At 67.9% G+C, this 14612-nt stretch carries 9 protein-coding genes and 1 pseudogene; 5 read left to right on the top strand and 5 right to left on the bottom strand.

The window, feature by feature from the left end; translation table 11 throughout:
• Positions 1 to 59: 59 nt before the first annotated feature.
• Positions 60 to 2558, bottom strand: a complete 2499-nt coding sequence (locus tag AC0GNO_RS06340; RefSeq protein ID WP_472903375.1) for a DNA internalization-related competence protein ComEC/Rec2 — start codon at positions 2556 to 2558, stop codon at positions 60 to 62.
• A 144-nt stretch (positions 2559 to 2702) separates the two neighbouring features.
• Between AC0GNO_RS06340 and AC0GNO_RS06335 the strand changes: the two genes are divergently transcribed.
• The 3 genes from AC0GNO_RS06335 to AC0GNO_RS06325 all read left to right on the top strand — a co-directional run bounded on the left by AC0GNO_RS06335 (position 2703) and on the right by AC0GNO_RS06325 (position 9980).
• Positions 2703 to 6293, top strand: coding sequence for a transglutaminase family protein (locus AC0GNO_RS06335; protein ID WP_472903374.1), 3591 nt, complete (start codon positions 2703 to 2705; stop codon positions 6291 to 6293).
• Positions 6294 to 6375: 82 nt separating this feature from the next.
• Positions 6376 to 8982 carry a circularly permuted type 2 ATP-grasp protein gene (locus AC0GNO_RS06330; protein WP_472903373.1) on the top strand — a complete coding sequence of 869 codons (2607 nt, stop codon included), beginning with the start codon at positions 6376 to 6378 and terminating at the stop codon, positions 8980 to 8982.
• A gap of 2 nt (positions 8983 to 8984) precedes the next feature.
• Positions 8985 to 9980, top strand: coding sequence for a transglutaminase family protein (locus AC0GNO_RS06325; RefSeq protein ID WP_472903372.1), 996 nt, complete (start codon positions 8985 to 8987; stop codon positions 9978 to 9980).
• Between the two features lie 19 nt (positions 9981 to 9999).
• Here AC0GNO_RS06325 and AC0GNO_RS06320 read toward each other — a convergent pair whose 3' ends face one another.
• Positions 10000 to 10401 (bottom strand): carboxymuconolactone decarboxylase family protein, encoded by a 402-nt coding sequence (locus AC0GNO_RS06320; protein WP_472903371.1) that lies wholly within the window; start codon positions 10399 to 10401, stop codon positions 10000 to 10002.
• Between the two features lie 31 nt (positions 10402 to 10432).
• Positions 10433 to 11416: a ribosome biogenesis GTPase YlqF gene (gene ylqF, locus AC0GNO_RS06315; RefSeq protein WP_472903370.1), complete on the bottom strand. Its 984-nt coding sequence runs from the start codon at positions 11414 to 11416 to the stop codon at positions 10433 to 10435.
• 112 nt (positions 11417 to 11528) lie between these two features.
• Between ylqF and AC0GNO_RS06310 the strand changes: the two genes are divergently transcribed.
• Together AC0GNO_RS06310 and AC0GNO_RS06305 are read left to right on the top strand one after the other, a co-directional pair.
• The gene (locus AC0GNO_RS06310) at positions 11529 to 11999 is read left to right on the top strand and encodes an SRPBCC family protein (protein ID WP_472903369.1); all 471 of its coding nucleotides are present in this window, start codon (positions 11529 to 11531) and stop codon (positions 11997 to 11999) included.
• Between the two features lie 336 nt (positions 12000 to 12335).
• The gene (locus tag AC0GNO_RS06305) at positions 12336 to 12632 is read left to right on the top strand and encodes a 2Fe-2S iron-sulfur cluster-binding protein (protein ID WP_472903368.1); all 297 of its coding nucleotides are present in this window, start codon (positions 12336 to 12338) and stop codon (positions 12630 to 12632) included.
• Positions 12633 to 12816: 184 nt separating this feature from the next.
• On the opposite strand, the pseudogene AC0GNO_RS06300 reads toward AC0GNO_RS06305, so the two are convergent.
• Together AC0GNO_RS06300 and gshA are read right to left on the bottom strand one after the other, a co-directional pair.
• Positions 12817 to 12912, bottom strand: a pseudogene (locus AC0GNO_RS06300) (dienelactone hydrolase family protein); the annotation flags it as partial.
• A 125-nt stretch (positions 12913 to 13037) separates the two neighbouring features.
• Complete coding sequence (gene gshA / locus AC0GNO_RS06295; RefSeq protein ID WP_472903367.1) at positions 13038 to 14597, bottom strand: glutamate--cysteine ligase; 1560 nt, start codon at positions 14595 to 14597, stop codon at positions 13038 to 13040.
• Positions 14598 to 14612 lie beyond the last annotated feature (15 nt).

The raw sequence follows: 14612 nt of genomic DNA, 5'->3' as shown, positions 1-14612 counted from the left end.
GACAGCTTAGCAAGGACTGGGCCAGAAACACCACTTGCAGCCCCAAACAGGTGCATCTTTCAGTGCGTGGGTACGGAAGCGTGATCGCCTTCGGGCACCGGCTCCAGCGCCGATTCGGCCGCCGGGCTGGCGTCGCCACGGTGGTGCCAGTACCGGCGCGCCGATTCGCGCTGGCAATGGACGGTGTCGGGCGCGTCGCTGCGCCAGGTGGCGGCACCACATTCGGGTGTCGTCATCCAGCGCATGTCCCGCTGGCGGTAGCGCTCCAGCACGGCGGGCGCGGGATGTTTGAATCGGTTGCGGTAACCCGCCTGCACCAGCACCCATTGCGGCGCCAGCGTGTTGAGCAGCACGGGGCTGCTGGACGTGAGGCTGCCGTGGTGCGGCGCCAGCAGCAGGTTCGCCCTCAGGTCCGGACGCGCCAGCGCCAGCCGGGTCTCCCGATCGGCGTCGAGATCGCCACTCAGCCAGACGCTCTGCCGTGCATGACCCACCCGCAGCACACAGGACATCGCGTTGCTCGACAGGCGCCCGGCGCCGTCGGGTCCGAAGTCTTCGGGGGACGGGTGCAGGATCTCGAAGTCCACCCCGTCCCAGCTCCAGCGCTGGCCGGCGGTGCAGCGCCGGCCCGGGTCGGCATCGAAGGACGACAACCAGCGGGCCTCGGGCCATTCGGTCTGCACCGCTGCGGAACCACCGGCGTGATCGCTGTCGCGGTGGCTCACCACCACCGTGTCGGGTCGCTCGCCCAGGGCGCGCAGCAGCGGCACCACGACACGCTGCCCGGCGTCGCTGGTGGGCGAATAACGCGGCCCGGTGTCGTACAGCAGGCTGTGCCCTGCCGTGCGCACCAGCACCGCGCTGCCCTGCCCCACGTCCAGCGCCATCACATCAAACTCCCCCGGCGCCGGACGCGGCGGCTGCCAACTCAGCACCGGCCACAACAGCACCAGTCCGGCCAGCCGGGTGGCCCAGGGCCAGCGCATCACCAGCAAGGCGCCGCCCAGCACCCCGGCGAGCGCCAGCGGCAAGGGCGGTATGGGCCGGAACACAGCGGCAGAAGGCCATTGCGCGAGCCAGGCCAGCCAGCCGCCCAGTCCCTGCACCGCCAGGGCGGCCAGATCCCAGAAGGCCGGTACCGCCACCCCCAGCATCGCCAGCGGCGTGATGACCAGCGTCACCCACGGGATCGCCAGCAGGTTGGCCACCAGGCTGACGAGCGAAAACTGGCCAAACAGCAACAGCGAGAGTGGCGCCAGGGCCACCGTCACCACCGATTGTTCGCGCAGCATGCCCAGCGCCGCAGCATTGAACCGCCGGGTGCGGGTGGGTGCCTCGTGCCCGGTCAACGGCGCTGCTTCAAAGCGCACTCGCCGCCCCGGGTCGGTCGCAAACAGGATCGCCACGGCCACGAAACTGAGCCAGAAACCGGGCTGCAGCAGCGCCCAGGGATCGAGCAGCAACACCGCGGCCATGGCAACCAGCCAGACCACGGGCCACGGCCATTGACGGGCCAGCAGGCGCAAGCCCACCACAACGGCCAGCATCAGCACGGTGCGCTGCGAGGGCACGCCCCAGCCCGAAAACAGGGCGTACGCCGCCGCCAGCGCCACGCCACCGAATCCGGCGGCCCACGGCACCGGCACCGCCAGCAGGGCTCGCGGCCAGACAAACGCCAGACGGCGCCAGAGGCCACCCACCAGCCAGATCGCAAGCCAGGCGAACATGGTGACGTGCAGACCCGAGATGCTCATGAGGTGGGCCACGCCGGTGGTGCGAAAGAGGTCCCAGTCGGCGCGCTCGATGGCGCTCTGATCGCCCACCACGAGGGCCGCTAGCACACCAGCGCTGCGGGGGTCGGCCACCTGGCCGGTGATGCGCTCGCCGACCGTCTGACGCACCGCCTCCAGCGGGTACCAGCTGCTGCCCCCCAGATACTGCGGGACCGGGTCGCGCGGTCCGTTGCGCACGTAGCCGGTGGCGCCGATGCCGTTTTCCCATAGCCAGCGCTCGCGGTCAAAACCATGCGGGTTGGCGTTGCCGTGCGGACTGCGCAAACGCACGCTGAAACGCCAGCGGTCCCCCGCGCGCCAGTCGGGGCCGGGGGCAGCCCCATCGCCTTTGGACCCCGCCCGACTGAACCAGCCCAGTTGCAGCAACGGGGGCAAGCGCACCGGCCGGCCGTCGCGGGCGGCGGACTCCACCGCCAGCTCGAAACGAGCACCGTCGGCCAGTCGCTGTGGCATCGAGGCGATGCGCCCGGTGACTTCGATGTCAAGGCCCTGCAGGGCCGGGTCGAGCGCCTGCGATGCAAAGTGGGCTGCGCGCAGGCCGGTCAGGCCCGCTCCCGCCCACGCACCGGCCGCCATCGCCAGCACCAGGACCCACGCCGACCGACGCCCACCCGGTGAGCCCCGCCACAGCAGCCAGGCCATCAGCAGCCCACTGGCGAACAGCAGCCCCCCGTACCCCTGCCAAGGCCAGAGCGCGACCTGCTGCAACTGCCAGGCAACCCCGAACACCCACCCGGGCAGCCAGGCCAACGCCAGGCCCGCCATGCTCAGCCCGGTACCCTGGGCCCGCACAGGGCAGCTTTGTCACACAGCCGTGGCGCAAGACTTGCTAGCATGGCAGCAAGCCGCGACGACCCTTTTCTCGTCCGCGGACCCATCGTTTTCTTCCCCCTGTTGAAAGACACCAGCATGGCCATTCATGTTGCCCTGAGCCACATCACCCATTATCGGTACGACCGCCTGGTCAAACTCGGTCCCCAGGTGGTGCGCCTGCGCCCCGCACCGCACAGCCGCACCAAGGTGCTGTCGTACTCGCAGAAGATCGAACCGGCGGGCCACTTCATCAACTGGCAGCAGGACCCGTTCGCCAACTACCAGGCGCGCCTGGTGTTCCCCGAGCCCACCACCGAGTTCAAGGTCACGATCGACCTGGTGGTCGAGATGGCGGTGCACAACCCCTTTGACTTTTTCCTGGAGCCGCGCGCCGAAGAATTCCCGTTCAGCTACGACGCCTCGCAGCTGCAGGAACTCGCGCCCTACCTGGCCACCGCGCCACTCACCGAAGACCTCAAGGCCTACCTCGCCCAGGTGGACCTGAAGAAGCGCCGCACCATCGACTTCCTGGTCGACGTGAACCAGATGCTGCAGCGCGACATCTCGTACACCATCCGCATGGAGCCGGGCGTACAGACACCCGAAGAAACGCTCAAGCTCAAGAGCGGTTCCTGCCGCGACACCGGCTGGCTGCTGGTGCAGATGCTGCGCCACCTGGGCCTGGCCGCGCGCTTCGTCTCGGGCTACCTGATCCAGCTCGCGCCCGATGTGAAAAGCATCGACGGCCCGAGCGGCCCCGAAAAAGACTTCACCGACCTGCACGCCTGGTGCGAGGTCTTCCTGCCCGGCGCCGGCTGGATCGGGCTCGATCCCACCTCCGGCCTGCTGGCCGGTGAAGGCCACATCCCGCTGGCCTGCACGCCGCAGCCGTCCAGCGCGGCGCCGGTGGAAGGCGCCATGGACAAGTGCGAAGTCACCTTCGAGCACCACATGGGCGTGACACGTGTCTACGAATCGCCGCGCGTGACCAAGCCCTACACCGAGGAGCAGTGGGCCAGCATGGTCACGCTGGGCCAGAAGGTCGATGCCGACCTGGTGAAACACGACGTGCGCCTCACCATGGGCGGCGAACCCACCTACGTGGCCGTGACCGACCGCGACGCCGCCGAGTGGAACACCGACGCGCTCGGCCCCACCAAACGTGGCTATGCCACCGAGCTGCTGGGCCGCCTGCGCGAGCAATACGGCCACGGCGGCTTCGTGCACATGGGCCAGGGCAAGTGGTATCCCGGCGAGCAGCTGCCGCGCTGGGCGCTCTCGATCTTCTGGCGCGCCGACGGCCAGCCCTGCTGGAACAACCCGGCCCTGCTGGCCGACGAACGCGATGTGGCGGCATACGACAGCGAAGACGCGCGCCGCTTCACGCAGGCCCTCGCGCGCAAGCTGGGCGTGTCCACACAATTCATCACGCCCGGCTACGAGGACACCTGGTATTTCCTCTGGCGCGAACGCCGCCTGCCGGTGAACGTGGATCCGTTCGACGCCAAGCTCGACGACGAGCTGGAGCGCGCGCGCCTGCGCCGCGTCTTCACGCAGGGGCTGGACGCCACCGTGGGCTACGTGCTGCCGCTGCAGGCCAACGACACCGGACAGCCTTCCAGCAACGGCAAGAGCAGCTACCACCGCGTTTCCGGCACCGTCTGGTCCACCGGCCCGTGGTTCTTCCGCGACGAGCGCATGTACCTCGTGCCCGGCGATTCGCCCATGGGCTACCGCCTGCCGCTGGACTCCCTGCCCTGGGTGTCGGCGGCCGACTACCCCTACCACATCGAGCAGGACCCGCACACCGCGCGCGACCCGCTGCCGCGCGGCGCCACCGTGAAACACCAGGTGTCGCCGCACCAGGTGGGCGGTGGTTTTGCCGAAGGTGGCATGGTGTCCATGCAGGGCATGGACTTTGATGCCCCCGGCCCGGCCATCGACGGCCTGCGTCCTGGCCAGCCCGGCCCGGGCGCCGCGCCCGCGCAGGCGCTGTCGTCCAGGTTCCCGCAGCGCCACGAATCGGCCGCCTGGCTCACGCGCACCGCGCTGGTGGTCGAGTCGCGCGACCCGCACCGCGCCAACGGCCCCAAGGCCGAAAAAGCCGGTGGCGGCAAGACGCAGCACCTCTACGTGTTCATGCCGCCCATGCAGCGCCTCGAAGACTACCTGGATCTGCTCTCCGCGGTGGAAGACACGGCCGAGAAGCTGGGCATGACCATCGTGCTCGAAGGCTACCCGCCGCCGCGCGACCCGCGCCTGAAGATGCTGCAGGTCACGCCCGACCCGGGCGTCATCGAAGTCAACATCCACCCCAGCAGCAGCTGGGACGAACTGGTCGAACGCACCGAGTTCCTGTACGAGGCCGCGCACCAGACGCGCCTGTGCGCCGAGAAGTTCATGACCGATGGCCGCCACACCGGCACCGGCGGTGGCAACCACTTTGTGCTCGGCGGCGCCACGCCGGCCGACTCGCCTTTCCTGCGCCGCCCCGAACTGCTGGGCAGCCTGGTCGCCTACTGGCACAACCACCCGTCGCTCTCCTACCTGTTCAGCGGCATGTTCATCGGCCCGACCAGCCAGGCGCCGCGCGTGGACGAGGCGCGCAACGACCAGCTGTACGAGCTGGAGATCGCACTGCAAGAAATCGCCAAACAAAGCAGCCGCTACGGGCAAGGACCCGCCGCCGGGCCGCCCCAAGGCGGGGCAGCCCCCTCGGGGGGCAGCGGACCTCGCGCAGCGGGGGAGCGTGGGGGCGACAGTTTCATGCCGCCCTGGCTGGTCGACCGCACGCTGCGCAACATCCTGATCGACGTCACCGGCAACACGCACCGCAGCGAGTTCTGCATCGACAAACTGTTCTCACCCGACTCGCCCACCGGCCGCCTGGGCCTGCTGGAGCTGCGCGCGTTCGAGATGCCGCCGCACGCCCGCATGAGCATCGCCCAGCAGCTGCTGCTGCGTGCGCTGGTCTCGCGTTTCTGGCAACAGCCTTTTACGCACAAGCTCACGCGCTGGGGCACCGAGCTGCACGACCGGTTCGTGCTGCCGACCTTCATCCGCATGGACTTCGAAGACGTGCTGGCCGACCTGACCGACTTCGGCTACCCGCTGGACATGGCCTGGTTCGAGCCGCACTTCGAGTTCCGCTTCCCGCTCGTGGGCGAGGTCTCGGCGCGCGGCATCGAGCTCACGCTGCGCAGCGCGCTGGAGCCCTGGCACGTGATGGGCGAAGAAGGCGCGCCCGGCGGCACCGTGCGTTACGTCGATTCGTCGCTGGAGCGCATCGAGGTGCGCGTGAGTGGCTACAACGACAGCCGCTATGTCATCACCTGCAACGGCCGCGCCATTCCGGTGCAGAGCACCGGCACCGTGGGCGAATTCGTCGCGGGCGTGCGCTACAAGGCCTGGAGCCCGCCGTCGGCGCTGCACCCGTCGATTCCCGCGCACGCGCCGCTCACCTTCGACATCGTGGACACCTGGATGCAGCGCTCGCTGGGTGGCTGCCAGTACCACGTGGCCCACCCCGGTGGCCGCAGTTACGACACCTTCCCGATCAACGCCTACGAGGCCGAAAGCCGCCGCATGTCGCGCTTTTTCCAGATGGGCCACACGGCCGGCAAGATGGACGTGGCACCCGCCACGCCGAGCCGCGAGTTCCCGTTCACGCTGGATTTGCGCCATTGACGTGAAGGACGACACGAGGCCTCCTCCGGATCGGGTTTCGCCCCAAGGCCCTGCGAGAGAAGCGAAGGCATACTCGGACCCCGTGAATACAGATGCCTCCGATTCCCTCTTCGACGAGCTCAGCCCGGATTCCCCCGGTGACTGGGCTTTGTCGCTTTCGGTGCCCGCCGACACCGGACACCGGGACGAGTTGCGTGGCGCGCCCGCCCCCGGCGCAGAAAGCGCCGAAGCGCTCAACCCCACCTGGTCGAGTTTCTTTGACCACGTCGGGACCGATGGCCTGGCCGACCTGAACCGCCGCAACGACAACCTGCAGCGCCAGATCCGCGACAACGGCGTCACCTACAACGTCTACGCCGACGCGTCGGGCCAGGAACGCCCCTGGGCGCTCGACCTGTTCCCCATGTTGATCGGCCCCGAGGACTGGGCCTGCATCGAGACCGGCGTGCTGCAGCGCACCCGCCTGCTCAACGCCATGATGGCCGACCTGTACGGCGAACGCGAGCTGCTCAAGCGCGCCCTGCTGCCGGCCGCGCTGGTGCAGGGCCACCCCGGCTACCTGCGCGCCATGCAGGGGGTGCAGCCCGCGGGCGGCACCTGGCTGCACATCGTCGCCTTCGACCTGGCCCACGGCCCCGACGGCCGGTGGTGGGTGGTGGGCCAGCGCACGCAGGCGCCTTCGGGCCTGGGCTATTTGCTGGAAAACCGCATCGCCATCGCGCGCCAGTTCCCCAAGGCCTTTGCCGGCCTGAAGGTGCAGCGCCTGGCCGCCGCCTACCGCGCGCTCATGGACGGCATCAAGTCCATGGCGCCCGAGGGCGAAAACGCCCGCATCGCCCTGCTCACGCCCGGCCCGTACAACGAAACCTATTTCGAACACGCCTACCTGGCGCGTTACCTCGGCCTCACGCTGGTGGAGGGCAGTGACCTCACCGTGCGCGACCAGCGCCTGTACCTGAAGACGCTCAGCGGACTGGAGCCGGTGCACGCGCTGATCAAGCGGCTCGACGACGAGTGGCTCGACCCGCTGGAGCTGCGCTCCGATTCGCGCCTGGGTGTGCCCGGCCTGCTGCAGGTGCTGCGTGCGGGCAACCTGCTGCTGGCCAACGCGCCCGGCTCGGCCCCGCTCGAATCGAGCGCGCTGCTGGGCTTCCTGCCCGCCATCAGCCGCCATCTGCTGGGTGAAGAGCTGGCCCTGCCTTCACTGGCCACTTGGTGGTGCGGCGAAGACGCGGCGCTGCGCGAAGTGCTGCCGCTGCTCAAGGGCAGCGTGATCAAGCCCACCTACCCCAGTTCGGGCCTCGATACCGCCATGGGCCAGAGCCTCAACAAGCGCCAGCTCGACGAATGGGCCGGCCGCATGGTGCGCCACCCCGACGACTACACCGTGCAGGCCTGGCTGCCGCTGTCGCAGACCCCCACCTGGACCGGCGAGCGCCTGCTCCCGCGATCGGCCATGCTGCGGGTGTTTGCGCTCGCCGATGGTCCGCAGTCCTGGCGCATGCTGCCCGGTGGCCTGGTGCGCCTCGCGCCGCGCGGTCAGCTCATCGCCGCCATGCAGCGTGGCGGCAGCAGCGCCGACTGCTGGGTGCTCACCAAGGGCGAGGTCGACCACACCAGCCTGCTGCAGTCTGCCCCCAGCACCATGGCGCTGGCGCACCAGACCCGCCCGGTCACCAGCCGCGCAGCCGAAAACCTGTTCTGGCTCGGCCGCTACACCGAACGCGCCGAGAACAGCATCCGGCTCGCGCAGATCGTGCTCAACCACGTGGGTGGCGAAGAACCCAGCTCGCGCCCGCTCATGGCCTGGCTCTCGGCCACTGCCCACGAAAACTCGCTGGTGCTGCCCGGCGTGCCCGCCGCCGAGCAGTCGACGCGCGTGTTTGCCCGCAGCCTCATGGCCAGCCTCTCGCCCGTGCCCGGCACACCGCTGGCCGAACAGTCGTACAGCGTGGGCTTCAACCTGCGCGCGCTCAAGGCCTCGGCTGCGCAAGTGCGCGAGCGCCTGTCGCAGGAACACTGGAACCTGATCGAACGCACCGAAGCCGGCTTTGCCCGCGACTGCGCCAGCATGGCGGCCGACGCCGAATACGCCACCACCGAGGCCCTGGCCGCGCTGCAGAACGCCAGCGAACTGCTGGCCGCCATCACCGGAGCGCAGACCGACCGCATGGTGCGCGACAACGGCTGGCGCCTGCTGTCGATCGGCCGCCACATCGAACGTCTGATCACCCTGTCGCGGGCGCTCGCGCTCAGCCTGGAACACGGCTGCCTGCACGACCAGGCGGGCTTCGAGGCCGTGGTGGCGCTTTTCGACAGCACCATCACCTTCCACGCCCAGTACCAGCAGCGCCGCGACATGGTCGCGCTGATCGACCTCGTGGTGATGGACCGCGACAACCCGCGCTCGCTCGCCTGGGTCGTGCAGACCCTGCGCTCGCGCCTGGCCAAGCTCTCGCAAAGCGCCACACCACAAGACGCCGAACTGGCCATGGGCCTGCCCGACCCCGACACCTGGGTGCTCGCCGACCTGAGCAACTGGCAGCGCAACCCCGAGGGTGAGCGCCACTGGGACGATCTGGAGACCCTGCTCGGCGACTGTGAAGCCGCCGCGGTTGAGCTTTCCGAAGAAATCACGCGCCTGCATTTCAGCCACGCCGACCGCAAGAACCAAACTTTGGGGGTCTGAGCATGCTCCTGAGAATCCTCCACCGCACCCGCTACCGCTACCGGGGCAGCATCGACATGGCGCAGCACATGGTGCACCTTTCGCCCAGAGCCACGCCCACCCAGCAACTGATCGAGCACACCCTGCGCATCACCCCCGAACCGGCCGCGCGCAGCCAGACCGTCGACGTGTTCGGCAACCTGCGCACCTTCTTCTCCCTGCAGGCGCCCCACGAGACCCTCACCGTGGAAGCCGACAGTCTGGTGCAGACCGAGGCCCCGCAACCACTGCCCGACAACGCTGCCTGGCGGCAACTGCGCTGGGAAGACGTGCGCCGGCATTTCCGCTACCGCGCCCACGCGCCTTACGACCCGGCCAGCGAATTCCTGTTTGCGTCCCCCTACGTACCGCGTGACGATGCCTTCGCCGCCTTTGCGCGCCCCGCTTTCACCGCAGGTCTGCCCGTGCTGGAAGCCACCCGCGCGCTGATGGAGCGCATCCACACCGAACTGACCTACGAAACGGACAGCACCGAGGTCAACACCCCCGCGCTGCAGGCACTGGAACAGGGCAAAGGCGTGTGCCAGGACTTTGCCCACATCATGATCGGTTGCCTGCGCAGCCTGGGCCTGCCCGCGCGTTATGTGAGCGGCTACCTGCTCACCCGGCCACCCGCCGGCAAGCCGCGTCTGATCGGCGTCGACGCCTCCCACGCCTGGGCGTCGATCTACGTGCCGCTGCCCAACGAAGCCCACCCGGATGCGGACCCGGAAGCCCCGCCAGCAGGCGCAACCGAAAACACCGCACCCGAGGGCGCCTGGTTCGACTTCGACCCCACCAACAACCGCTGCGGCTGGGGCAGCCCGGGCGAGGACTACGTGACCCTGGCCACCGGCCGCGACTTCTCCGATGTTTCGCCCATGCGCGGCGTGCTCCAGGGCGGTGCACGGCACAAGCTGGACGTGGCCGTCACGGTGGCGCCGCCAGAGGAAATCGCCGAACTGATGGACACCGACTGATCAGCGGTCCGGGTCGGCTTCAGCCTCTCTCGAACACCGGGTCCACCGGCACCTGCAGCGCGGTGGCGAGCTGGTTGGTCTTGGCCGCCAGGGCGACGATGGACAGCAGCTCGGCGTGCTGCTCGCGCGTCATGCCCTTGGCGGTGGCGGCCGCCGTGTGCGAGTGCACGCAGTAGCTGCAGCCGTTGATGATGGACGCCGTGATGTAGACCAGCTCCTTGGTCAGCGGATCGAGCGTTGACGGCGTGGCCATGATTCGCTTGACCTCGGCCCAGGTCTGCTCCAGCAGCGCCGGATCAAACGCCAGGTAGCGCCACATGTTGTTGATGAAATCCGTCTGGCGCGTGGTGCGGATGTCGTCGAACACGGCTTTCACGCGCGGATCGGCTTCGGGGTTGTCGAGGGGCGCAACGGTGGACATGCGGGGTCTCCTGGGGATGGGCTCAGCGGAATCAACGCGGTTTGGCGGGCTTGGCTGTCTTGGGTGCTTTGGCTTTGCGCTCCGGGCTGATGAGGCCCTGCTCGCGCAGTGCCTTCTTGCGCTCGGCGCGATCAGCGTCGGATTTCAGGCCGGCCTTCATCCAGCGCCCGAACTGTTCAGGCGTTTCCAGCGTGATGCGGCCGATGTGCTGACCGCGGAAGTCCGCGATCACCAGTTCGGCCGCCTTCTGCATGTTGACCTTGCCACCGCCCGCGAGCGCGCCGCGCTGGCGGCCGATGGCTTCGATCAGTTCTTCTTCGTGCGCCTGGGCGTAGGCTTCGGGCGCTCGGCCGAGCTTGTAGCGGGCTTCGAGCAGCGCCGGGTAATCGGCCTTGAGCAGGGCCATCAGCTCGTAGGCCACCTCCTGTTCGTCGTAGGCGTTCTTGCCCACCGCGCCACTGGCGGCGAGGTTGAAGCCGCTCTCGGGCACCACGATGCGCGGCCAGAGCATGCCGGGCGTGTCGTAGAGGTAGAAGTCGTCGGCCAGCGCAATGCGCGATTCGGTGCGCGTGACGCCCGCCTCGTCACCGGTCTTGGCGGCGCGCTTGCCCTTGAGCGTGTTGATCAGCGTGGACTTGCCCACGTTGGGGATGCCGCAGATCAGCACGCGCATGGGTTTGACCATGCCACCGCGCCGGGGCGCGAGTGCGTAGCAGGCATCGATGATGGCGCGCGCCGGAGCGGTGTTGCTCGCGTCCAGCGCAATGGCCTGCGTGTCGGGCTGCGCGTTGTAGTGCGCGAGCCAGAGCGCGGTGCGCGCGGGGTCGGCCATGTCCTGCTTGTTCAGCACCTTGAGCGTGGGCCGGCCGCTGGTGAGCTCGGCCATGAGCGGGTTGGCGCTGCTGCCGGGCAGGCGCGCGTCCAGCATCTCGATCACGACGTCGATTTCTTTCACACGCTCGCCGATCGCCTTGCGCGTGAGGTGCATGTGCCCGGGGAACCACTGGATGCTCATTGTTTGTTCTTTCAGTCAGACCGGGATTGTGCGCTGGGGTGTCTTCCCTATCGGTCCGGCGGGGTGCCGTGCCACAATGATTTTTCATTCCCCACACCCCAAGAGGAGACACATGAGCATCACCGTCAAGATCGATCTGGGTTACGAATTCGACGTCAAGGCCAAGGCCGCCGAGGTGTTCGACCTGCTCTCGGACGTGCCGACCTCGGTCAGCCATTTTCCCAAAGTCGAACAGCTCACCGACCTCGGTGACGGTGTCTACCAATGGGAGATGGAAAAGGTGGGCACGGCGCAGGTCAACATCCAGACCATCTACGCCAGCAAATACGTCAGTGACAAGGCGAAGGGCACGGTGAAGTGGACACCAGTCAAGGGCGTGGGCAATGCGCTGGTCGGTGGCAACTGGAAGATCGTGGACAACAAGAAGTCCACCGGCGTGACGCTGGCCATCCAGGGCGAGATCGAGGTGCCGCTGCCGGGCCTGATGAAGATGGTGGTGGCGCCCATCGTCGAAGGCGAGTTTGAAAAACTGGTCGAGAAGTACATCGACAACCTGATCAAACGTTTCGGCGGCGAAGCCTGAGGTTTGCGCTGGTCTTCCCCACCCGGCGATGTTGTCCAGCGAAACACTGGATAAGTTTGTGCATAACCCAGGGTCAACCGTGTACGGGGTGCGCAAGTGCTTGTGGCCCTAGGCGCTTCTTCAATCTGCCCAGCAAACAGGCACCCGGACAACGGTGGTTATCCACTTGTCCATCAAAATCTTGGACAAGCTTGTGCATAAGTCAGGACAAGCCTTGTACGGTCAAGCTAAGTGCTTGTTTCACAATGGTGTTCTTCAGATTGCCTGTTCAGAAGGCAGTGCCTGCACAAGCCCTGCACCATCCGTTGGCGCGGCATTGCGGTTAGATTTGTGCACATGAGCGCTCCACCTGCACCGACGGCCTTCCGCTTGCACCTGTCCGACACCGGCGAGATCTTCTCCGCACCGGTTGACGCGACGCTGCTGCAGACCCTGCTGCGCGCGGGCGTGGTGTGGCCCGCCTCGTGCCGCAACGGCAGCTGCCGCGCCTGCATCGGCCGGCTGGTGCGGGGCCGTGTGCGCTACGCGATCGAATGGCCGGGCCTGCTGCCGGAAGAAAAGGCGTCCGGCTGCGTGTTGCCCTGCGCTGCTTTCCCGCTGGAGGATCTGGAGCTGAGCGGTCCCGGCGCCTGACGCCGGCGGGTTGGGCCACATAGGCCTTCACCGTGCCGGAGCCCGAGGGTGAGGCAACGTCCACCACCTGCGTGCTGATGCGCGGATCGCCCTGTGGCACCACCTGCGCGACGGCGAAGTCGGGGCTGAGCGCGGCCAGCAGGCCCGCTGCCGTCACGCCGCCGACGGCGAACTTCGCGGCACGGTCCAGAAAGCCGCGGCGATCGATATCACCGTGCACATACGCATCAAACAGGATCAGCAGTTCCTGATCAAAGTCCGCGGTGGTCAGACGTGCCATGGCTGCCTCCTGGCAGGGAAAGCCCGGAGCTTATCGCCCACGTGGCGTTCGCAGAATACGCCTGACCCGGTTGTGGATTTCCAGGGGCAGGCGCAACAACGCCCGCCCAGCGCGTGTGCGTCGGCTCAGGCGGGTGCGATCGCGGACCAGTCGGGATGCCGCCCCAGGCGCGCGGGAGATGTGTATTCCTGCCGGTACACCTCGAACGGCATGGTGTCCGCGGCTTCGATGGCGCGCTGGGCTTCGAACGACAGGGTGGCCATGGCTTCAAACCGTGCCTGCTGTTTGGCGCTCCAGGGCAGTCCCAGCAGGTGGGCATGGGTCTGCTGCGACTGCTCGCGCACAAAACCGACGAAAGAATCGCTGTGTTCCTGCCGGATGGCGGCGAGCACGCGGGCCGATGGCAGCGTCTCGGGTGCGAGCAGCGAGGCTCGGGCCTGCGCCACGGCATCGCGGTGGTCACTGCCACCGTGGGTCGCGTCCAGGGTCGCAGCAATGGGCACCAGCTGATCGATCAGCTCGATGCCCCACTGTTGCAGGCCCACGCTTTCCCCCTTGCGCCACAGACAGAGGCCAGGCTCGCGTCCGCGCGCGGCGGTGAGGTGCTGGTTGTATTTGAGCTCGTGGATTTCGTCCGGTGTGTCGGGCGGGCTGTCGCTGAGCAGGCAGTGCATCAGGAACACGTCGAGAAAGCGCAACGTGGGCGCGCCGATGCCGATGGGCTCGAACGGGTCGAGGTCCATCAGCCGCACCTCGACGTATTCCACGCCGCGTTCGCGCAGCGCGTGCAGCGGGCGTTCGCCGGGGTAGATCACGCGCTTGGGCCGGATCGTGCCGTAGAACTCGTTTTCGATCTGCAGCAGCGTGGTGGCAAGCTGGTTGTAGTCGCCACCCGGGTTGCGGATGCCCACCGCCTCGTAGGCCGGCCAGGGGCGCGTGAGTGCGTCGTGCAGCGAGGCGGCATACCCTTCGAGCCCGTTGTAACTCACATCGAGCGTGGCCTGCGCCTCGCTCTGGTAGCCCAGACGACCCATGCGCAGCGAGGTGCCGTAGGGCATGTGCAGGCTGCCGCTGCTGCCCAGCGGCAGCAGTTCGTGCTGGCGGCCTTCCACAAAGCTGGAACACAGGGCGGGCGAGGCGCCGAACAGCGCGAGCAGCAAAAAGGCGTGCCGGCGGAAGTTGCGGATGAGCGCGAAATAGCCGTCGTTGTCGACGCCCGGCAGCGACCAGTTGTAGTGGATGCCGCTGATCGTCTGCATGCGCCGGCCGTAGCGGTGGCCCAGGCCCATGCGGTACACGCTCTTGGCGCGCCCGACGTTGGACGACCCATAACGCCCCAGCGGAATGGTCTCGTCGGTCGGCAAGCCACAGGGCATGCTGGAAGCCCAGAGCATTTCGTCCCCGGCCGCCTTGAGGCTGCGCACGGTGTACTGGTGCACCTCGGTCAGCTCGGTCAGGCAGCTTTCTACGCTGTCGTGCACCCCCGTGATCAGCTCCAGCTGCGACTCGCTGTAGTCGGTGGTGATGTGCGGGTGCGTGAGCGCGCTGCCCAGCGCCACCGGGTGTGGCGTGAGGGCCAGCTTGCCGTCGGGCTGGGCGCGCAGGCTCTCTTTTTCAAGACCGCGGCGCATGCCACGCAGGCGCTCGGCGCCCAAGTCTTGCAGCCGTTGTTCCAGTGAAATCATACAGGGGGTGGTTTT

It is taken from the genome of Hydrogenophaga sp. L310, assembly GCF_055703065.1.
Note: the sequence above shows the minus strand (reverse complement) of the source record. Positions and strands in the feature narration are given on the sequence as shown.

What these genes read in the sequence shown, in the direction of transcription:
- AC0GNO_RS06325 (WP_472903372.1), top strand. Translation starts at nt 8,985, where the DNA reads ATGCTCCTGAGAATCCTCCACCGCACCCGCTACCGCTACCGGGGCAGC.
- AC0GNO_RS06340 (WP_472903375.1), bottom strand. Translation starts at nt 2,558, where the DNA reads ATGGCGGGCCTGGCGTTGGCCTGGCTGCCCGGGTGGGTGTTCGGGGTT.
- AC0GNO_RS06305 (WP_472903368.1), top strand. Translation starts at nt 12,336, where the DNA reads ATGAGCGCTCCACCTGCACCGACGGCCTTCCGCTTGCACCTGTCCGAC.
- ylqF (WP_472903370.1), bottom strand. Translation starts at nt 11,416, where the DNA reads ATGAGCATCCAGTGGTTCCCCGGGCACATGCACCTCACGCGCAAGGCG.
- AC0GNO_RS06310 (WP_472903369.1), top strand. Translation starts at nt 11,529, where the DNA reads ATGAGCATCACCGTCAAGATCGATCTGGGTTACGAATTCGACGTCAAG.
- AC0GNO_RS06335 (WP_472903374.1), top strand. Translation starts at nt 2,703, where the DNA reads ATGGCCATTCATGTTGCCCTGAGCCACATCACCCATTATCGGTACGAC.
- gshA (WP_472903367.1), bottom strand. Translation starts at nt 14,597, where the DNA reads ATGATTTCACTGGAACAACGGCTGCAAGACTTGGGCGCCGAGCGCCTG.
- AC0GNO_RS06320 (WP_472903371.1), bottom strand. Translation starts at nt 10,401, where the DNA reads ATGTCCACCGTTGCGCCCCTCGACAACCCCGAAGCCGATCCGCGCGTG.